The organism is Bacillus sp. NH11B (genome assembly GCF_001884205.1).
In the GTDB taxonomy this organism is placed as follows: Bacteria; Bacillota; Bacilli; order Bacillales; family Bacillaceae_G; genus Bacillus_A; species Bacillus_A proteolyticus.
On record NZ_MAOG01000142.1, the window covers coordinates 37,733 to 55,064 of the forward strand.

General features: G+C 33.8%; 23 protein-coding genes and 1 pseudogene. 5 read left to right on the plus strand and 19 right to left on the minus strand.

Translation table 11 applies throughout. The features are described 5' to 3' along the window. Position 1: 1 nt before the first annotated feature. The gene (locus BAU27_RS28005; protein ID WP_071772712.1) at positions 2 to 928 is read right to left on the minus strand and encodes an NADP-dependent oxidoreductase; all 927 of its coding nucleotides are present in this window, start codon (positions 926 to 928) and stop codon (positions 2 to 4) included. Between the two features lie 220 nt (positions 929 to 1,148). On the opposite strand from BAU27_RS28005, the gene mleBCA reads away from it, so the two are divergent. Next, positions 1,149 to 2,006: a BCA family alpha/beta fold macrolide esterase gene (gene mleBCA, locus BAU27_RS28010; RefSeq protein WP_071746120.1), complete on the plus strand. Its 858-nt coding sequence runs from the start codon at positions 1,149 to 1,151 to the stop codon at positions 2,004 to 2,006. 278 nt (positions 2,007 to 2,284) lie between these two features. Here the strand turns inward: mleBCA and BAU27_RS28015 are convergent, their stop codons facing one another. Together BAU27_RS28015 and BAU27_RS28020 are read right to left on the minus strand one after the other, a co-directional pair. Next, positions 2,285 to 2,620: a hypothetical protein gene (locus BAU27_RS28015; protein WP_071746121.1), complete on the minus strand. Its 336-nt coding sequence runs from the start codon at positions 2,618 to 2,620 to the stop codon at positions 2,285 to 2,287. Between the two features lie 11 nt (positions 2,621 to 2,631). Further along, complete coding sequence (locus tag BAU27_RS28020) at positions 2,632 to 3,801, minus strand: ParM/StbA family protein (protein WP_071746122.1); 1,170 nt, start codon at positions 3,799 to 3,801, stop codon at positions 2,632 to 2,634. A gap of 209 nt (positions 3,802 to 4,010) precedes the next feature. Here BAU27_RS28020 and BAU27_RS28025 point away from each other — a divergent pair, with 209 nt between their 5' ends. Continuing rightward, the gene (locus BAU27_RS28025; RefSeq protein WP_071772713.1) at positions 4,011 to 4,412 is read left to right on the plus strand and encodes a hypothetical protein; all 402 of its coding nucleotides are present in this window, start codon (positions 4,011 to 4,013) and stop codon (positions 4,410 to 4,412) included. 35 nt (positions 4,413 to 4,447) lie between these two features. Here BAU27_RS28025 and BAU27_RS28030 read toward each other — a convergent pair whose 3' ends face one another. The 6 genes from BAU27_RS28030 to sleB all read right to left on the minus strand — a co-directional run bounded on the left by BAU27_RS28030 (position 4,448) and on the right by sleB (position 8,879). After that, entirely contained in the window at positions 4,448 to 4,987 is a 540-nt protein-coding gene (locus BAU27_RS28030) for a DUF1697 domain-containing protein (RefSeq protein ID WP_071772714.1), read from the minus strand. 149 nt (positions 4,988 to 5,136) lie between these two features. Next, complete coding sequence (locus tag BAU27_RS28035) at positions 5,137 to 5,634, minus strand: GNAT family N-acetyltransferase (RefSeq protein WP_071772715.1); 498 nt, start codon at positions 5,632 to 5,634, stop codon at positions 5,137 to 5,139. Positions 5,635 to 5,659: 25 nt separating this feature from the next. After that, a complete protein-coding gene (locus BAU27_RS28040) occupies positions 5,660 to 6,037 on the minus strand; it encodes a hypothetical protein (protein ID WP_175546574.1) in 378 nt (125 codons plus the stop codon). An 83-nt stretch (positions 6,038 to 6,120) separates the two neighbouring features. Next, positions 6,121 to 6,717 carry a YhcN/YlaJ family sporulation lipoprotein gene (locus tag BAU27_RS28045; RefSeq protein ID WP_071746127.1) on the minus strand — a complete coding sequence of 199 codons (597 nt, stop codon included), beginning with the start codon at positions 6,715 to 6,717 and terminating at the stop codon, positions 6,121 to 6,123. A gap of 26 nt (positions 6,718 to 6,743) precedes the next feature. Beyond that, positions 6,744 to 8,084 (minus strand): germination protein YpeB, encoded by a 1,341-nt coding sequence (ypeB, locus tag BAU27_RS28050; protein WP_071746128.1) that lies wholly within the window; start codon positions 8,082 to 8,084, stop codon positions 6,744 to 6,746. Between the two features lie 15 nt (positions 8,085 to 8,099). Beyond that, entirely contained in the window at positions 8,100 to 8,879 is a 780-nt protein-coding gene (gene sleB, locus BAU27_RS28055) for a spore cortex-lytic enzyme (RefSeq protein ID WP_071746129.1), read from the minus strand. A 145-nt stretch (positions 8,880 to 9,024) separates the two neighbouring features. Here sleB and BAU27_RS28060 point away from each other — a divergent pair, with 145 nt between their 5' ends. Continuing rightward, entirely contained in the window at positions 9,025 to 9,357 is a 333-nt protein-coding gene (locus tag BAU27_RS28060) for a DUF3889 domain-containing protein (protein WP_002119887.1), read from the plus strand. A 66-nt stretch (positions 9,358 to 9,423) separates the two neighbouring features. Here BAU27_RS28060 and BAU27_RS28065 read toward each other — a convergent pair whose 3' ends face one another. The 5 genes from BAU27_RS28065 to kynU all read right to left on the minus strand — a co-directional run bounded on the left by BAU27_RS28065 (position 9,424) and on the right by kynU (position 13,902). Next, positions 9,424 to 10,047, minus strand: a complete 624-nt coding sequence (locus tag BAU27_RS28065) for a Pr6Pr family membrane protein (RefSeq protein WP_071772717.1) — start codon at positions 10,045 to 10,047, stop codon at positions 9,424 to 9,426. A 20-nt stretch (positions 10,048 to 10,067) separates the two neighbouring features. Next, a complete protein-coding gene (locus tag BAU27_RS28070) occupies positions 10,068 to 10,985 on the minus strand; it encodes a serine hydrolase domain-containing protein (RefSeq protein WP_071772718.1) in 918 nt (305 codons plus the stop codon). Between the two features lie 126 nt (positions 10,986 to 11,111). Then, on the minus strand, positions 11,112 to 11,951 hold the full coding sequence (kynA, locus tag BAU27_RS28075) for a tryptophan 2,3-dioxygenase (RefSeq protein ID WP_071746132.1): 840 nt from the start codon (positions 11,949 to 11,951) through the stop codon (positions 11,112 to 11,114). A 32-nt stretch (positions 11,952 to 11,983) separates the two neighbouring features. Then, positions 11,984 to 12,613, minus strand: coding sequence for an arylformamidase (gene kynB / locus BAU27_RS28080; protein ID WP_071772719.1), 630 nt, complete (start codon positions 12,611 to 12,613; stop codon positions 11,984 to 11,986). A 2-nt stretch (positions 12,614 to 12,615) separates the two neighbouring features. Continuing rightward, on the minus strand, positions 12,616 to 13,902 hold the full coding sequence (gene kynU / locus BAU27_RS28085; RefSeq protein WP_071772720.1) for a kynureninase: 1,287 nt from the start codon (positions 13,900 to 13,902) through the stop codon (positions 12,616 to 12,618). A gap of 159 nt (positions 13,903 to 14,061) precedes the next feature. Here kynU and BAU27_RS28090 point away from each other — a divergent pair, with 159 nt between their 5' ends. Then, complete coding sequence (locus tag BAU27_RS28090; RefSeq protein ID WP_071772721.1) at positions 14,062 to 14,673, plus strand: TetR/AcrR family transcriptional regulator; 612 nt, start codon at positions 14,062 to 14,064, stop codon at positions 14,671 to 14,673. A 35-nt stretch (positions 14,674 to 14,708) separates the two neighbouring features. Here the strand turns inward: BAU27_RS28090 and BAU27_RS28095 are convergent, their stop codons facing one another. Then, positions 14,709 to 15,146 (minus strand): NUDIX domain-containing protein, encoded by a 438-nt coding sequence (locus BAU27_RS28095; protein ID WP_071772722.1) that lies wholly within the window; start codon positions 15,144 to 15,146, stop codon positions 14,709 to 14,711. Between the two features lie 93 nt (positions 15,147 to 15,239). Between BAU27_RS28095 and BAU27_RS28100 the strand changes: the two genes are divergently transcribed. Next, on the plus strand, positions 15,240 to 16,016 hold the full coding sequence (locus tag BAU27_RS28100) for an arylamine N-acetyltransferase family protein (protein WP_071772723.1): 777 nt from the start codon (positions 15,240 to 15,242) through the stop codon (positions 16,014 to 16,016). 28 nt (positions 16,017 to 16,044) lie between these two features. On the opposite strand, the gene BAU27_RS28105 is transcribed toward BAU27_RS28100, so the two are convergent. From BAU27_RS28105 to BAU27_RS32565, 4 genes and pseudogenes are all read right to left on the minus strand, one after another. Continuing rightward, positions 16,045 to 16,284 carry a YczI family protein gene (locus BAU27_RS28105; RefSeq protein ID WP_071772724.1) on the minus strand — a complete coding sequence of 80 codons (240 nt, stop codon included), beginning with the start codon at positions 16,282 to 16,284 and terminating at the stop codon, positions 16,045 to 16,047. 21 nt (positions 16,285 to 16,305) lie between these two features. Continuing rightward, entirely contained in the window at positions 16,306 to 16,551 is a 246-nt protein-coding gene (locus tag BAU27_RS28110) for a DUF3977 family protein (RefSeq protein ID WP_071772725.1), read from the minus strand. Positions 16,552 to 16,666: 115 nt separating this feature from the next. Next, positions 16,667 to 17,029, minus strand: a pseudogene (locus BAU27_RS33090) (helix-turn-helix domain-containing protein); the annotation flags it as partial. A 120-nt stretch (positions 17,030 to 17,149) separates the two neighbouring features. After that, positions 17,150 to 17,323, minus strand: a complete 174-nt coding sequence (locus BAU27_RS32565) for a hypothetical protein (RefSeq protein ID WP_175546575.1) — start codon at positions 17,321 to 17,323, stop codon at positions 17,150 to 17,152. Positions 17,324 to 17,332: the final 9 nt, after the last annotated feature.

The following is a 17,332-nucleotide window of genomic DNA, read 5'->3' on the forward strand; positions in this document are numbered from 1 at the left end:
ATCATTCCATTGTAATTACAATTTTCCCTCTAGTATGCTGACTTTCACTCAAAATATGAGCTTCTCTAATTCCTTTTTCATTAAACGGAACAACCTTACTAATGATTGGTTTAATTTTTTCAGCTTGAATCAAACCTGATAATTCGTATAATTGCTTTCCGCTTGGTTTTAACCATAAAAATCCTGATTTTATTCCTTGTACTTCATGTACCGGTTCATGAACGATAGAAACTAGAACACCACTAGGCTTAATAATTTGAAAACTTTTCTCTTGTACTTCTCCGCCGATTGTATCTAACACAATATCATAATCCGATAGTAGCTCTTCAAATTTATCTTTTTTATAATCAATGATGAGGTCAGCACCTAAAGACTTTAAAAACTCTTCATTTTTACTACTTGCAGTTGTAGCGACAAAAGCCCCAAATGATTTCGCGATTTGAATTGCAAAACTACCTACTCCACCAGCTCCAGCATGAATTAATACTCGATCATTTTCTTTTATTAGTGCGTAATCAACAAGACTTTGCCAAGCTGTTAGTCCTGCAAGAGGTATAGACGCAGCTTCTTCAAAACTAATATTATTTGGCATGTAAGCTACTAAATCTGATTTTACTGTAATGTATTCAGCATAGGAGCCTTTCCCTATATTTTCTGGTTTCGTAAACACTTTATCTCCTATTTTGAAATGGTCCACATCTTCTCCAACTTCTTCAATTACTCCAGCAACATCTAAACCTAATATTATTGGAAATGAAAATAGCAGTTTCTCTTGTAATTCTCCCTTTCTTATTTTCCAATCAACAGGATTGACAGATGTTGCGTGTATGCGTATTAATACTTCATTACACTTAATAACCGGCTTTGGAACTTGTCTTTCTTGTAATTTTTCAACACTACCATATTGATCAATAATAATTGCTTTCATTTCCTCTCCTCCTTTCTGTTAATTTTAATAACTAACAATTATTTTTCAAAATTTTTCGTCTCAAATGATAATAAATATGTTTGGAGGTGATATTTATCTCTACTAATTAAGTATTATGAGTGCAAAAAGCATGTACCTAACTTTAATACAATTTAGTTTCCGGATAAGAAACAACAAAAGTTATATTTTCTTTAATTTTTAATGAAACGGAGAGTGTACTATGAATGAACAAGTTTTCAAAGTAAACGGTATTGATTTATGTACAGAAAGCTTTGGCAACCCTAATAACCCAGCAATATTATTAATTATGGGAGCTACGTGTTCAATGGTTTATTGGGATGAAGAATTTTGTGAAAGGTTAGCTAGCACAGGGAGATTTGTCATTCGCTATGATAACCGTGATGTTGGGCGCTCTATTACATATGAGCCTGGGACTTCCAATTACACTGTAGCAGACATGGCTGAAGATGCAATCGGGGTGCTCGATGCGTATCATATTGACAAGGCACACCTTCTAGGCATGTCATTAGGAGGTATGATTGCTCAAATTGCTGCAATAAAACACCCAGGAAGAATATTAACCTTAACATTACTAGCAACAAGCGTTATTGGATCTGATAACAATACTCGTGATTTGCCTCCAATGGATGAAAGAATTTTGACACATCATGCTAATGGTGTGAATTTAGATTGGACAAATAAAGATGTTATAGCGAAATATTTAGTTACAGGATCACGTCTACTCTGTGGATCAAAGCGTATATTTAATGAAGCAAGAACTTTGAAACAAGTAAAACAAGAAATAGAACGTGCTAACAATCTATTAAGTATGTTTAATCACGCCCTCCTAACAGGCGATGATTCTTATGAGGGTATACTTAAATCAATTCTGGTACCAACTTTAGTAATTCATGGTACGGACGATAGAGCTCTTCCACTTGAACATGGACTCGCACTTATTGAAGAAATTCCGAACTCAAAGCTATTAACCCTTGAAGGTACAGGACATGAGAATCATCCCGATGACTGGGATAAAATTATTGAAGCAGTTTCAGAACATATATCCTATATAAGATAAGGATAACTTTTAGAAGGGGCACAAATTGTTTTGTCCCCTTCTATTTATCCCGCTATTTGTGGGCAGTAAAACTCCCACCTCAAAATTCGGCTGAAACAAAGAAGTTAGGTGGAAGCCCCGCTGCCCATAAACACCCAATTCGTGAGGGCTAATAATCAGTGGGGATGAACACCCCCCCACTGATTATAGTTTCACTTTATAGATATTACGATACAATAACAAAAACCCATCACTGCATTCCTATGTATAGTGATGGGCTCTACCTATTTTTTCTATGTTTAAAAAAATGGACAATCTAATTGATCAACAGATTCCCACGATTTTTTTTTTACATTTTCGGTGGATTTACTAGTTTCTAATGGTACGTTTTTAAATGGATTCATTTCAACTTTTAATAGAGATGAAGGTTCTACATATAAAGAAAAAACATGGCTACTTGGCAAGGTTTTTGATACATCAATATCTCCTACTTGTTTAAATAATTGCTGGGCTGCAAAGAAAAAGAAATTAGTTGGATTAGATTGTTTATTAAGCCAAGCAATCATTTCAGGCGATACTGATTTATTAATATTAATTTTCACTCGATCACCACGTTTATATCGCCTAGATCGCATACTTCCACCAACTAACTTATCGTTAAGTTTGTAAACCCTAACTCTTTTTGTTTATGCTCTCTGTATTTTGGCGAGCATGTGTATACTAATAACCCACGAGCATTTGTAAATAACGGGTTATCTACAAAAATCACATTTTTCAAGCGTCCTTTTTGTTTTAAAATCATTTTCAAGCTATTTTTAATAATAACTGCGCCCCCACCATAAATAAATACATATGGATCGTCTTTCATATCATCAATTTTGTTAATAATATCTGTTGCGACACGTGCAGCTAAACCTAAAAACGCTGGTTGCGATTCCTCAACTAACAATGCATTTCTCGGGTGTTTTTCATTTAAATAAATTTGGTTAAATTCTGTAATGCTATCAATTGTTTTCGTAGGATATTTCCGATTCCATCTTGTAATAATTTGTAGTAACGTTTCTTTTACACCGTACGATAACCCTTTACTTAATTGCGGACGGAAATTTACCCCTAACGAAACAACTTCTTCGGTTGTCCCCGCGCCAATATCAAAAGATAATAATGTTTTATCAACAAAATCAATTTCTGAAACTTGATTTTGTTCACATTCTATTTTATGTTTCACAACATTTCCTTCTTCATCATATACAATGCCCCACGTCCCAGAAGCGCCTTCAGGTAGGCATTTACAAAACTCAATAGAAACATTAATCGTAACATCCCGTCCGTTCGGATAATGGAAAACAACCTTATGATTTCCCATATAACGTTTTGCATTTTCAGCAGCGATTTCCTGTGTAATAAGCTGCATAGGAAGAGCGACCGATAAATCATAACGAATATTAATATGACTTGAAGTTGGACTTTGACGCATAGCACTTATCGCTAAACCAGAAAGGATTGTAATAACCATTAATTCATCAGTAGACTTATTTGATTTCTTCTCCACCTCAGTACCTTTTAATTGATCTTGAATCACTTTTTCTCCAACGATGTATCGTACATTATTTAACATTAGCGATGGAGAACTAATGGTCACATCAATGTGATTCTCTAATTCTGATAATGATACATCTCCCTCATCTAACAGTCCTGTAGGCTCTCCTATATATAAAGAATAAATACTCGGGATAAAAATAGGGTCCTGCCCTTTCACCATTAACTTCAAACCATTATTTCCTGCATCTGCACCAGCTTTTAAAAGTATAGACATAACTACCCCCTAAATTAATCTGACATCCCTTCCAAATATATGCGAGCCTATTCTTTTACATTCAAATGTAATGTAATTTTTTATTTATCTTTAAAACAAAATACTATATACCTTCACCTTTTGTGTAAAAAGTATTGGACACGAAACCTTTCCAATTTTATACTATGGATGTAAAGAGTTTTTTACAAAAGTGGAGGTGCAATTATATATTGAATACTAAAAAAACTATTTTTGTAATCATAATTTTTTCTTTAATCGCTATACTTGTACATGGCACATACAAATACATAACTGAAGGTTCAATTTTGGGCGGGACGATTTTCGCTGGTTCTTTAATACTTGGTAATTTAATTAATCATATTACATGGGGAGATCCAAACGGAGTATCGGAAGAAAGTCAAGATGAGATGGGACAACAAATTACATATAAAAGCTTTAAAATTTCTTATTTTGTACTTATGTGTATGATGTTTCTTATTTTAATATTTTCAGAAGGATTTTCATCCCTATTACTCGATGAAATAAAGAACCTTCCTCTATTTATAGCACTTTGTTCTTCCTTCATTATTTATCCTATCATTGAACTCATTGTCGCAAAACAATATAAATAAAAAAAGTGGTTTTCTGTAAATAGAAAACCACTTTTTTAATACATATCTTCCGCTATTGCTTTTAACTTATTTACAGTCCGCCAATTCCTTACTGTAGCTGGTGTATGTAATTTTTGAAACTGGTTCATTAATTTAGAATTCCGGATACTTTTTTTGAAAAACAAATACACTACTTTCCCTTCAATATGGCAATCTTCTATTTCACTTTTAATCGTAAACAACTGATTACTGTCTTCTTCAGAAAGTACATTGGCTAAAAAGGCAACATGTATGCTTTCTCCTTCTAACAATAAACCGGCTTCATAAGGACACGTTTTTATAATATTTATAAATTCATCTTTTGTTCTTAACATGACTGGAACATCGAAATCAAAAACATTCTTAATTTCACATTCAATTCGTTCCTTTAAAAAACTTATCCCTTCTTTTGACTCAAACACTACATTTCCACTTTGAATATATGTTTTCACTTTTTTTAACCCTATTGATTCAAAGACTTTTTTCAAATCCAACATTTTGATTACTTTATGTCCACCTACATTAATTCCTCGTAGTAGTGCAATATAAATTGTCATAACAACGCACCTCATATTTTAACAGTCCTAAAAATCAGATATATTTACATCTTCATATTCCTCGGATATTTACATTGATTTTTCTAACATATCATGTAATAAAAAAACTTACTACATGATTTTCTTCAAGAGTAAGCTTTGTTATCTCATTATTTGGTTATAGGTAAATGTAATATGAATTGTTGTCCGATTGGTCCCATTCGTCTAAACCCTTTATCTTGAAATCCAACTTTCTCATATAACTTTTGTGCCGGAATATTTTTTTCATTTACAGCAAGAATCACTTCATTTTTTATTGGGTAATAATATTTTACAAATTCTGGTAATAAAGTCAATGATTTTTTAGCATATCCTTTCCTTTGTTTATTGTGATTAATAGAAAAAGAGGTTAAAAGTATGGCATCTTTATTTTCTGTAAACTCCTGTACTCTGTCACCCGTTTGTAATGCAAAAACACCGACAGGTACTCCGCTAAAGTCCAAAATAACAACTACATTTTTAGTTCGATCATTTTTCGCTTTCTCCAGTAATTCACCTGGATTCGCTGTGAATCGCACTTGTTCACTTGGTAAACTAAATGATTCTATTCTCTCTTTATACTGCTCCTTATACGGAACTAATTGTATTTCCCCTGTATGTATGTTCATGCTTAACTCTCCCATTTTTAACTTATTAACTTAAACCTTGCTGCGCTTTAGACTGCACTTTTCCATCCAAAAATGTTATTTCAGCAAATGATTTTGGATCGCTTCCTTTCCAAGCAAAAATTTGTTTAATTTGTGTAGAATGTTCTACCCCTTCTTCTATGAGTAAATCCCCTTCAAAACCGATTAATTCTTTCACTTCTAAATAAGTCATTCCTTCATTAATATTTGAGAAATGATTTATATTAATAGACTCTTGCTTTTTATTTTCCGTTATTGTAGAAGACGTAGCCGTTTTCTTCTTCACTTCTTTCTTTTGATCACACGCTGTCATACTGAAACATATGCATAAACTACCTAATATGAGTACGCTTTTTTTCATCATAACGGTTGTCCCTCCCCTCATTATTAAACCATATATTCCCTTAAAAATAAACTGAATATTTAATCTTAAAGGAAAATCCCGTACAATTTAGTACGGGATTTTCACTATTTTTTCAAATGGTTATTTGACTGATCTTCTTGTTCTTTTCGTAGTTCTTGTTCTTCATCTTTTGGTAATTGTTTATCATTATCTTTAATTGGATTCGTTTCTCTATTTTCAATCATATCATTTGGAACTTGTGGCATTACTCGGCCAACAATTGCTGCTAATTCATCAAGTATACCTTCACCAGTTTTACCATTTTTAATTTGCTTTCCTATTTGTTTTAATCTTTCATACGTATCAACATCTGCTACAACGACTGCATTAGCACCATTGGGATCATTCTTCAAACTTTCTGCAACAGAATACTTAATTGACTCCACGCGAGTTCGATCAAGTTTCGCTTTTACATCAATACCTACAACAGCATATTTCCCAACTACTACTGCTGTCGCATCGTTTACACCAGGTATACTTGCAGCTAAAGATGCTAAATGATCAGCAGCTTTTTCGTTTGGCTTATTTGATTTATTCGTATACGTAACATTTTTCATCGAGACATTTTTTTGTTCTGGCTTTTCATTAGGATTGTCTTTTTTCCCAATACTACATCCAGTAATAACGAAACAAAGCATTAACATATATATAATGATTTTCATTATTTTCACCACTTTATCATTGATGTTTAATCATAAATTTTTTCAACAGCTTGCATCTTCTTCACTTTTTCTTCTGCTCCATTATTTGCGTTAATGAAAATTTGGTACGTATCTTTCCCTAAAGTACCAATAAATTCATAACAAAGTACTTCATTATGCAAGTCATTTACTACTACAGCTTTACGTTCTTCCATAACTTTTACATCGGGGTTAATTTTCTTTCTCGCCTCAGCAGCAGTTAGTTTCGCACTCGGAATTGTTCGTTTTTGATGCGATGCTAAATATTCCTTTGCGGAAAAACCAACAATCGATCCATCATCTAAAGCAATTTTCATTTGGATTGCTTCTGGATAAATACGCATTCCATTTTCATTTACAACGTACGTAAACACACCGATATTATCATATTGAGAGCTATCAAACAGCTCCATATTTGTAAACTTATGATCCTTTAAAAATGCCAACCCTTTACTTCCTGCATCATTTAAACTAATTTTTTGCTCTTTAATTTCTCGGTTATTCATTACCCAAATTGGATATCCACCTTTTCCGGTAATATCCATATAATACTCATTGTTCGTTGCTGGATCTTGAATTTTCACACTGTAGAATGATTCTTTCGCACCTTTTCCACTTTTCTCGACTTCTACTTTTTCATTCCCTTTTAAGTTTAAAAATGATTTCGCGATTTTTTCCGCTTCCTCTTTTGAAATAGCCTTTCCTTCTGCTTCAAATCCACCTTTTTTATTCTTTTGTGCACTTGTAAAAGTCGGTCCGAAGTTTGTAGAAGAGTATGACGTTACATTCTTCTCAACTGTTTTTAATCCATCAATAATTGTGTTATCTGCTGGATCTCGATTTGAAGCAAGTGCCATCTCTACGTCCATCCAGCGTAAATTGTTTTTCAACACCAGATGCTGCACTTTTCTCAGTTCATCTTGTATATTTCCTGCATTTGAATATAAACCTTGTAACGTTTTATATTCTTGATCATTTAACGGTTCTTTTTCTAAATCACGAACCGCTGCACGATAACTAAAATCACCGATATTCGCTAAAAATTCTTCCGTTTTATTAAACGGCATTAATGTTAATGGTAGTTGCCCTACATCTGAACGGGCTTCGGATGTTAAACGCCAAACATCTGCTAATGCTGGTGATAAAGATGAACGTGAATTCATCGCAAGCGTTGTTCCGATTTTATCGTGTAATAGGTCAACCTCATACGCTAAATCATGAAACGCGCGCTGATAACTATTTTCCGCTCTAATTAATACCGCATTCTTCTCTTGATGCTCTTTATAGCCCCAATATCCTGTTCCAACTACACCTACTGTTAATAGTACAATGATAATACCTCGTAACATGTTTCCACCTCCGCTCTATTTACAGAAAATATGTTTACCGATTTTTTTAATTTGTGGACGACTCCAAATCCATTTACTTGTCGCAGTATCTGGATTGAAATAATAAAGTGCATTCCCTGTTGGATCCCATCCATTAATCGCATCTAATACAGCCTTTTTCGCTGTTTCATTTGGCGTTAAATAGATTTGTCCATCCGCTACTGCTGTAAAGGCTCTCGGTTCAAAGATTACACCTGAAACAGTATTTGGAAACGATGCGCTTGTAACACGATTTAAAATAACCGCAGCCACTGCTACTTGTCCTAAATATGGCTCACCACGTGACTCTCCGTAAACAGCGTTTGCCATTAGCTGAATATCATTTTGAGAATAACCGTTTGGAACATTTGTCCCTTTACTTTGTGGTGGTTTATTTTCTTGTGCAGTACCGCCGCTATTCCCTTTATTCGTTGTAGTACCTTTATTAGCAGTCGACTTATCATACTTCGTTGCCTTAACAAGTTTCTGCTTCGTTGTAGCACCCGCTAAACCATCAACAGGTAGTCCAAATTTCTCCTGAAAATTCCGAAGTGCCCAGTATGTACCCCATCCGAAAACACCATCTACTTTTCCCGTATAAAATCCGTTATATTTCAAACGAGATTGCAGTTCAATAACATCTTCACCAGATGCTCCTCTTTGAATAACTTGATTCGAAAAGGCTTCTACATTTTTCATTTGTATACTACTTACCATTAAAGATAGCCCGATAAAGACGAGTAAAATCGCTATCTTAAAGACAGTCTTTTGATGCATGTATTTCCCTCCTTAATTACGGAAATGATTTCATGGTTATGTTTTGTAAAACCCTCGCTTTTATGTAAAGAAGTCAAAAAAATCCAAACTTATATGCTTAAAGAAATATGTAAACAATATACAAAAAGAATAAAAGGAGCTTATTATGAAGCAATTCATTACACGTACAGCATTTATAATTTTTTTAATAACAACATGTTCAAATATATATACGGGGCCATCTATAGTTCACGCACAGCCACCCTATGCAAAATGGGGTAAACTGGCCGTTGAAAAAACGAAAGAACAATATCCGAAAGCAGAGATTATTGATTACCTTCATATAGGTAGAAAACCAAAAACTGTTCAAATAACAGTTGAAAAATTTAAATTGTGGCTTCGTGAGGATGGAAAAGAATATGGTGTTTTTGTTGATGTAGAATTTGATACGAAAACAGAGAAGTTTTTAAAGATGTCATTCCAGAAAACAAGTCGATAGAACAAATAAACCCCTCTGTTTTAAGTAAAACAGAGGGGTTTATTCATACACATTTAATAATGAAAGTTATTGTTTTAAACTTAAAGATCGATTCCCTAGCATTTTCACCAATCCACAAATAACTCCAATTACAACCGCTATTCCGATACTATATAAAAGTACTTTCCCATATCCACCTATTCTCGGATCGAGAAACGGATATGGGTACCAATTAACGAATGGACCACGTATTAAGCTATAAATAACATATAAAATCGGGAAAATCAGCCAACTAGTTGCTTGTTTCCACGTGATTGTCTTCATAGGTGGATTTATAACCCAATCTAAAATCATTGCTAATGGCATGATGTAATGGAGCACAGTATTTACCCACGGTATCGGCGTTTGAAGTGACTCTTCTAATCCCCTTAATAACAAAAAATAAATAAGTCCCGTTGTCAGTATGTATACTGTAGCTGCGCCGCGAAGAACTCCAAACTGCTCGGAACGTCCAAATAGGGCTGTCCCCAAACTACTTAATAGAAGAATTACCGCCACTAAAATGTTGCTTTCAATTGTGAAGTAACTAAAAAAATTAACTGGATTGAACGGTTTCACTTGTGCCCTTGTAACAAATTGTGTAATAAGTGCACTAAACGCTAGAAGACTTAAAAATAGTCTATAAATTGCTATCATTTTTGCACTTCTCATAACACACCTCCTCCCTCTTCTTATTTATGATTGGCATTCTCTTTTATATGCTCTATAAATAACTTTAATGGTACGAGGCCACGTTTAGGCATGTGACTACTAATTACAGCTACGAGCTCTAACTGCGGAATGATAATAATGTATTGCCCTCCGTATCCCATAGCAAAATACATACAATACGGTATGTGAAATCTTTCGTTATTTAATACCCACCAGTGATATCCATATGCCCCGACATGTTCATACGTTTCAAATAGAGCTGTACTTGATTGCTCTAACCATTTCGATGATATAATTTCATTTCCCTTCCAATATCCATTCTGCAAACATAATTTTCCTAGCTTTAATAAATCTATAGATTTCATTTTCATACCGAATCCGCCGACATATACACCTTGCGGATCTTGTTGCCATTCATATTCCGTAATGTTTAATGGATCAAATAAATACTTTTTCGCGAACTGCTCCGTCGACATTCCAGTTGCTTCTTGAATGACGTAACTAAGTAAGTGGGAAGAACCTGAGTTATAATTCATTTTCATACCCATTTCTTCAATGAACGGCTTTTCAAAAATGAATTGTGCCCAATTGTCTGATTCCACAAAGTCATTTGGGAAAACAACCCCATTGCCGAATTCTTGCCAATCTTCTCCTGTTGTCATCGTTAATAAATGATACAGCGTTAATTCCCTTTTTTTCTCCGGTACATTGGGAATCCATGTTGTGATTGGTGTATGTATATCATTTATACATCCTTTATCAATTGCGATGCCGATTAATATGGATACGATACTTTTTGTAATCGAATTAATTTTATATAAGTCATTTTTACAGTCACTCGTTTTAAAATATTCAGTCGTTAATTCTCCCTTTTGGTAAACAAGAAATGTATTAACTTTTTTCTTTTCAAATTTATTTTGTAATTGCTCGAAATTCAAGAAATTTTCCTCCATCTAAATGATTATGTAATATTTGTTGTTCATCTCGTTCTTTCTATTAAATCATATTTGTTTTTAAAACAAAAAAATAAACTTGCCAGCCTTTATTAGCTGACAAGTTTATTCTTATAATTTCGTTCGAACATTCCAAAGCTCTGGGAAAAAGCGTTGATCAAGTACTCGTTTTAAATACGATACACCAGAAGAGCCACCTGTTCCCATTTTATGACCGATAATTCGTTCTACTGTTTTCATATGACGGAAACGCCATTGTTGTAGCCAGTCTTCAATATCGATTAATTTCTCTGCAAGCTGATATAAATCCCAATATTTTTGCACGTCCGCATATACTTCTATCCAAGCCGCTTCTACAGTTGCATCCTCTTCGTAAGGCTGCGTAACATCACGATTTAACACATCTTTATGAATTGGGAATCCTTCTTTAACAAGGGCTTGTATCGCCACATCATACAAACTTGGTGCATGAAGTGCTTTATGAAGACGAGCATGTAATTCTGGGTCCTTTTCATAAATCTTTAATGCATGTGGTGTTTTATAACCAAGTGCATACTCAATCATTCTATATTGATACGATTGGAAGCCTGAAGCTTGACCAAGTGAATCACGAAACTCAATATATTCTGATGGCGTTAATGTCGCAAGAATATCCCAAGATTGAATGATTTGTGACTGAATTTTTGATACGCGTGCTAACATTTTAAAAGCTGGTGGTAATTTATCTTGTTTAATAGATTCAATTGCCGCATTCAGTTCATGTAAAATTAATTTCATCCAAAGCTCACTCGCTTGATGGATGACGATAAATAACATTTCATCATGATGGTCTGATAATCTTTGTTGACTAGATAATAAGCTATCTAGCTGTAAATACTCTCCGTACGTCATATTCTCCTTAAAATCCGTATGAATCCCTTTTTCCATAATTACCTTTTCGTTTTCTTTCATATTAGTCAAACGCCCCTTTTATATATTTCTACTTATATTGGCCTAATAACAGCGCGAACTGGACTCCCATCTGCATCTGTTAATGCAAGTGGTAATGCAATAAGTTCGTAATCGCCGTCTACTACATGATCTAGTACGACATTTTCTAAAATGTGTATTCCATGTTTAAATAATTGATGATGTGCTGCTAGTTCTTTATCATCTAAAGGGTCAACAGAAGGTACATCTACTCCAATTAAACGAATACCCTTACTTGAAAGAAATGGTGCAATATCAGCACGTAAATACGGGATTTCTTCTGGAAACTCTTGCGCTTTTCCATGTGAAGATGTACGTAACAATAGTCGCTCTACACCTTCTAAGTTAAAACTTTCTAATTCTCTTTTACCGATACTCTCCAGCCCTGAAACATCGATAACTCGTGCTGTACCTATAAATACATCTATATCTAAATCTAATACCTTCTTACCGTCATTATCAAAATGAAAAGGTGCATCAATATGAGTACCTGTATGAATGCTCATCGTTAACTTTCCGACATTTACTGAACCACTGTTTTCTTTTGACCATGAAACTTCATATGAAAAAGGTGTATCCCCTGGCCACGTCGCGATATCATTATTTAACGGTTGCGAAATATCAATCCACTGCGATGTTTTCATGCTTACGCCACAACCTCTCTCTTATTTTCAAACTTTTTATATTCTTCGTCTTTCATAATGTTCTTTAAAATTTGTACAGAGTTCCATACTTCCTCATACGTATTGTATAAAGCAACAGGCGCAAGTCTAACTCCATTTGGAGCTCTAAAGTCCGGAATAACCCCATTTGCTTTTAACGCTTTACAAATACGTGCCGCCTCAGCATGTTCTAAATAAATATGCCCGCCTCGTTTTTCATCCTCTATTGGATTTCCAATTGTAAATTCAAAGCCTTTTAATTCATGTTCAATTAAATCAAGCATATATCTCGTAATATGTAATGATTTTTCACGTAACTTTTCAATGCCAGCTTCTTTAAAAATTTCAAGAGAACCGATTAATGGTGCAGTACTTAATACGTGAGGTGTCCCTATTTGATAAGCTCCAGCATGGTCAGCCGCAGTTAATGAATGCTCCATATCAAATTGCTTATCTTTTCTAGAACTAAACCAACCAGATAATCCTGGGAGTCTATTAAAGTGTTTATTATTCACATAAAGGCCTGCAACACCACCAGGACCTGCATTTAAATATTTATAATTACACCATACAGCGAAATCTACATCCCACTCTTTAAAATGATGCGGAATGGAGCCGATTGAATGACATAAGTCAAAACCGATATGAATACCACGTTTATGAGCTTCAGCTGTTAATCGCTTCATATCAAGAATTTGTCCACTCCTATATAGTACAGAAGGCAATAATATTAAAGCGATATCATCGTTCATCGCATGAATAATATCATCTTCAGAAAGTGTTCTTCCATCTCGGCTTTTCACTCGTACTAAATGTTCATCTGGATCTAAGCCTTTTAAACGAATTTGACTCTGAAGTGCATAAATATCTGACGGAAAAGTTAATTCATCCGCAAGAATTTTTGTTCGTATTCCTTTTGGCTCATAAAACGTCGCAATAACTTGATGTATATTCGCAGTCGTGGAGCCGGTTACAATTGTTTCTTCCGGTAAAGATCCAATAAGAGGTGCTGTCAATTCACCCAATTTCTCCGAAAGGAAAAACCACGGATGCTCACCTTCAGTCCATCCATCAATTCCAAACTCTTTCCATGAATCTAGCAAGGTAAGTAACGATTTTTCTGCTCTTTTTGAAAGTAACCCTAATGAGTTACCATCTAAATATATTGTTCCTTCTTTTTTATAAAATTCAGATTGAAAATCTTTCAGTTCATCATGTTTATCACATTCAAGCGCATACTCATAAGTTGGTTGAAATGGTTCTTTATACATGGTGTCACCTTCTTTTAATTTTCTTTTTATTCTAACTAATTGAAATATATCACTTAAATTGATATAACGTCAATGATATTATGTCAGTTGACTTTATATACGAACTTCTTTTACAATACAATTATATTTTCAGATATTTCAGTATAAAGAGGTGATTCCTTGAAAAATTCTACTCTTTCAGCAAGAAAACACCGCTCCTTAGAAACAAAAAGGAAACTATTACATTCCGGTTATACTATTTTTATAAGAAACGGATTTCAGAAAACTACAATCACGCAAATTATTAAACATGCAGAAACTGGTTATGGAACAGCATATGTATATTTTAAAAACAAAGATGCTCTCCTCGTCGTTTTGATGGAAGATGTTATGAATCGCTTTTATAATATTGCTGATCGCTCTTTTTCACCTCAAACAAAGTTAGACGCATGTGATATGATCCAAAGTCAAGTTAGAGCCTTTTTGCAATTAGCGGAAGAAGAACAAGATATTTTGCAAGTTGTCGAAGAAGCAATAGGATTTTCAAGAGAGATAAGTCAAAAATGGGATGAGATTCGTGAACGCTTTATAAAAAGTATTATGCAGGATATTACTTACTCTCAAGAAAGTGGATTGGCGCAGCCTGAATTAAATAAAGAGATTGTAGCACGTGGTTGGTTCGCGATGAATGAAATGTTTCTTTGGGAAATTGTGCAAAATGATAAAAAGCTAGATTTAGAAGAAGTTGTACATACATTGACAGTGATGTATACGGCAGGTCTATATAAATAGCACACCCTTTATTCATAAGGTGTGCTATTTTTCATCTATAAAAATATTTTATCGGGATACGGTAATGCTAAAGGTGGCTTTTCAGATAAAGGGAAATATTTTAGTTTTACAGATTCTCCATCAACTGCTTTTAACCCGCCTCCGATAATTCCACACTCAAATACAACAACAATATACTCTACTTGATCTCCATTCGAATATGTATGACAAAATTCTTTCCCTCCAAATACCCCTTTTTCTTTTTTCACTTTTACTTTTAATCCTGTTTCTTCCCACACTTCTCTAACAACCGCTTCTTCTGGTGTTTCTCCTGGTTCAATTGCCCCTGCTGGCAAACTCCAGTGTTCTCCTCCAGGATATTGAAATAAGATTTCCCCCTGCTCGTTTTTAATAACAGCAGCTATACTCGGCATAAAAATAAGTTCAGATCCTAATTTTTCACGAAGTCTTTTATAATATAATGACATCGGCATTTGATTTTCTCCCTCCACAATAAGTAACTGTATTTTCTGACGATTATTATATAATATTATTAATATCAGCTTCTATAAAGAAAGGAAGATCAAATGTCACAAGAAAAACTAACAAATCAGTTTCTATCGTTTTTATCCGTTACAAAAAAGCCTGTAAGTTTAAATTTTTTAAATGAACTTGTTAAAGCTCATCAAGAGAAAGTAAAGTGGGAAACTCTTACTAAAATAATTGACTGGGAAAAAGGTAATGAAACAAGTAATTATTTTCCTTCCATTGAGCCATACATAAACCGTATTACAACAAAAGATCTGGGGGGTACTTGTTGGACGTGCTCGATTGGATTCCATTGGTTATTATCAAACCTTGGTTTTGACGTTCATTATTTGTATATGAATCCCGGACATTTATGCTTACGTGTTAATTTAGAGCAACCGTATTATGTTGATGTTGGTTACTGTGCACCTTTATTTCAAGCATATCCACTATATGAATCATTTCAAGTAAGTAATGTACGAGAGACTTTTACTTATGAAGTTTCAAATAATAGGATTGAAATTACTAGAGATCCAGGTCCAGCAAAAATCTTAAATACAGAGCCAATACATTTAACAAGTATGAAAGAACTCATTAAAAAGTCTAATGACTGGCATTCTTCTGTATTAAAGAAAATTCAGATTTTCGGTTATATCGATGGCGTTCCAACTTCTATTAATGATAATGTTTTAAAACGATATTTCCAAGGTAAGAAAAGAGAACATAGCCTTACCTCTTCTGAACTTGCTTATTGGATAACAGAAAGATTTTGTATTGATAAAGAAATGTACCAAGCAGCAACTAATATTTTTAATGAAACAACTTCAAAAAAATAAACTGTTACTCAACATGTTAAGTGACAGTTTATTTTAAATATTTTATTAACGATACAATGATACAAAATAGCGATGTAAGTAAAAACAACAACCCCATATTCTTATTCTCTTTTTCCTCCTTCTTAACGTTTTGTATCCCCATACCAGCAAGCATAAATCCTAACAATAATTGCAAAATAAGCATACTTTGCTTCGAGTCATCATTCCAACTGTAAATAGAATAGCCCATTATAATAATAGCGAGTATGAATGTGATAATTCTAACCATAAAAACACCCCCTATTTGATTCTATTGTTTTAACCTACTCACCATTCCAACAATAAACTTATACTCAGCTCTACTTTTTCTTACTTTCTTAAAGCCCTCTTTCGTATCAAAAATAAAACACGTTTTCCGAAGCCAAATGTGTACGTATAAAGACTCAAAATAAATTGGTTTTATAATTCCTCGTTCCTCAAATTCAGTTCCATCTTTATTTTCAGTTTCCGTTCGAACGAACCACCTATTTCCGATACCAATTTCAATATACTTCACACGCTAACCCCCTTCAGGAAATCTTCTTTCTAATAATTCTATTATTTCCCTGGCAAGCGCACATTCCGACAGAACGTGAGCCCACAAAGAAAAAGTAGATTACAAAAATCTACTTTTATAGCCTAAATTTTTGCATACGTTTATAAAATGTACTGCGTGGCACATCTAATAGTTTTGCAGCTAATGAAACATTTCCGTTCGTCTTTTCTAGCGCTTCAATCATACTATTTTACTGTGTTTTTTCAAAGAAATTTAATGTATGTTCCATACTATTTTCAGCTTGTAATTCAAGTTGCTGTTGATTTCCCATCATTATTTGTAATCATAATGATATTTGTTTTTCACATATTTCCCGTCCTTGCGACAAAATGTAAATATGCTGCTCTAGTACTTTTAATAACTCTCTTATATTTCCTGATCATTTATTCTGTGAAAAATTGGTTTCGATGTATTTAAATACTACATTTACGTTCAATCGTATGGACAATTGAAGTTAACATACCAAGCATATATGGATGTGAAGGCTGAATCGAACAGGAGAAATAGTGTTTTCAACATAATTAGAAAACGATACAAATATGTTGAAAATTTGAATGCCTTAATGTGCTTCTTTATTCTTTTTTAGTAGTACTATATTTTGTATAATGGATCCAAAGAAAATACATAACCAAAACCACTTTTGCGGATTGTTATTTACAAAGAAATCTACCATCGCTATTGCGAATAAAATAGTGGCTGCTAAACTAGTATATAATTTCGTTCTAATCCCCATTATGCTTTA

Excerpts from the sequence above, each read along its gene's own strand:
- BAU27_RS28040 (WP_175546574.1), bottom strand. The coding sequence starts at position 6,037 with ATGAGGGGAGGGACAACCGTTATGATGAAAAAAAGCGTACTCATATTA.
- sleB (WP_071746129.1), bottom strand. The coding sequence starts at position 8,879 with ATGCATCAAAAGACTGTCTTTAAGATAGCGATTTTACTCGTCTTTATC.
- kynA (WP_071746132.1), bottom strand. The coding sequence starts at position 11,951 with ATGAAAGAAAACGAAAAGGTAATTATGGAAAAAGGGATTCATACGGAT.
- BAU27_RS28060 (WP_002119887.1), top strand. The coding sequence starts at position 9,025 with ATGAAGCAATTCATTACACGTACAGCATTTATAATTTTTTTAATAACA.
- mleBCA (WP_071746120.1), top strand. The coding sequence starts at position 1,149 with ATGAATGAACAAGTTTTCAAAGTAAACGGTATTGATTTATGTACAGAA.
- kynB (WP_071772719.1), bottom strand. The coding sequence starts at position 12,613 with ATGAAAACATCGCAGTGGATTGATATTTCGCAACCGTTAAATAATGAT.
- BAU27_RS28020 (WP_071746122.1), bottom strand. The coding sequence starts at position 3,801 with ATGTCTATACTTTTAAAAGCTGGTGCAGATGCAGGAAATAATGGTTTG.
- BAU27_RS32565 (WP_175546575.1), bottom strand. The coding sequence starts at position 17,323 with ATGGGGATTAGAACGAAATTATATACTAGTTTAGCAGCCACTATTTTA.
- ypeB (WP_071746128.1), bottom strand. The coding sequence starts at position 8,084 with ATGTTACGAGGTATTATCATTGTACTATTAACAGTAGGTGTAGTTGGA.
- BAU27_RS28095 (WP_071772722.1), bottom strand. The coding sequence starts at position 15,146 with ATGCCGATGTCATTATATTATAAAAGACTTCGTGAAAAATTAGGATCT.
- BAU27_RS28030 (WP_071772714.1), bottom strand. The coding sequence starts at position 4,987 with ATGACAATTTATATTGCACTACTACGAGGAATTAATGTAGGTGGACAT.
- BAU27_RS28005 (WP_071772712.1), bottom strand. The coding sequence starts at position 928 with ATGAAAGCAATTATTATTGATCAATATGGTAGTGTTGAAAAATTACAA.
- BAU27_RS28065 (WP_071772717.1), bottom strand. The coding sequence starts at position 10,047 with ATGAGAAGTGCAAAAATGATAGCAATTTATAGACTATTTTTAAGTCTT.
- BAU27_RS28045 (WP_071746127.1), bottom strand. The coding sequence starts at position 6,717 with ATGAAAATCATTATATATATGTTAATGCTTTGTTTCGTTATTACTGGA.
- BAU27_RS28015 (WP_071746121.1), bottom strand. The coding sequence starts at position 2,620 with ATGCGATCTAGGCGATATAAACGTGGTGATCGAGTGAAAATTAATATT.
- BAU27_RS28105 (WP_071772724.1), bottom strand. The coding sequence starts at position 16,284 with ATGGTTAGAATTATCACATTCATACTCGCTATTATTATAATGGGCTAT.
- kynU (WP_071772720.1), bottom strand. The coding sequence starts at position 13,902 with ATGTATAAAGAACCATTTCAACCAACTTATGAGTATGCGCTTGAATGT.
- BAU27_RS28100 (WP_071772723.1), top strand. The coding sequence starts at position 15,240 with ATGTCACAAGAAAAACTAACAAATCAGTTTCTATCGTTTTTATCCGTT.
- BAU27_RS28035 (WP_071772715.1), bottom strand. The coding sequence starts at position 5,634 with ATGAACATACATACAGGGGAAATACAATTAGTTCCGTATAAGGAGCAG.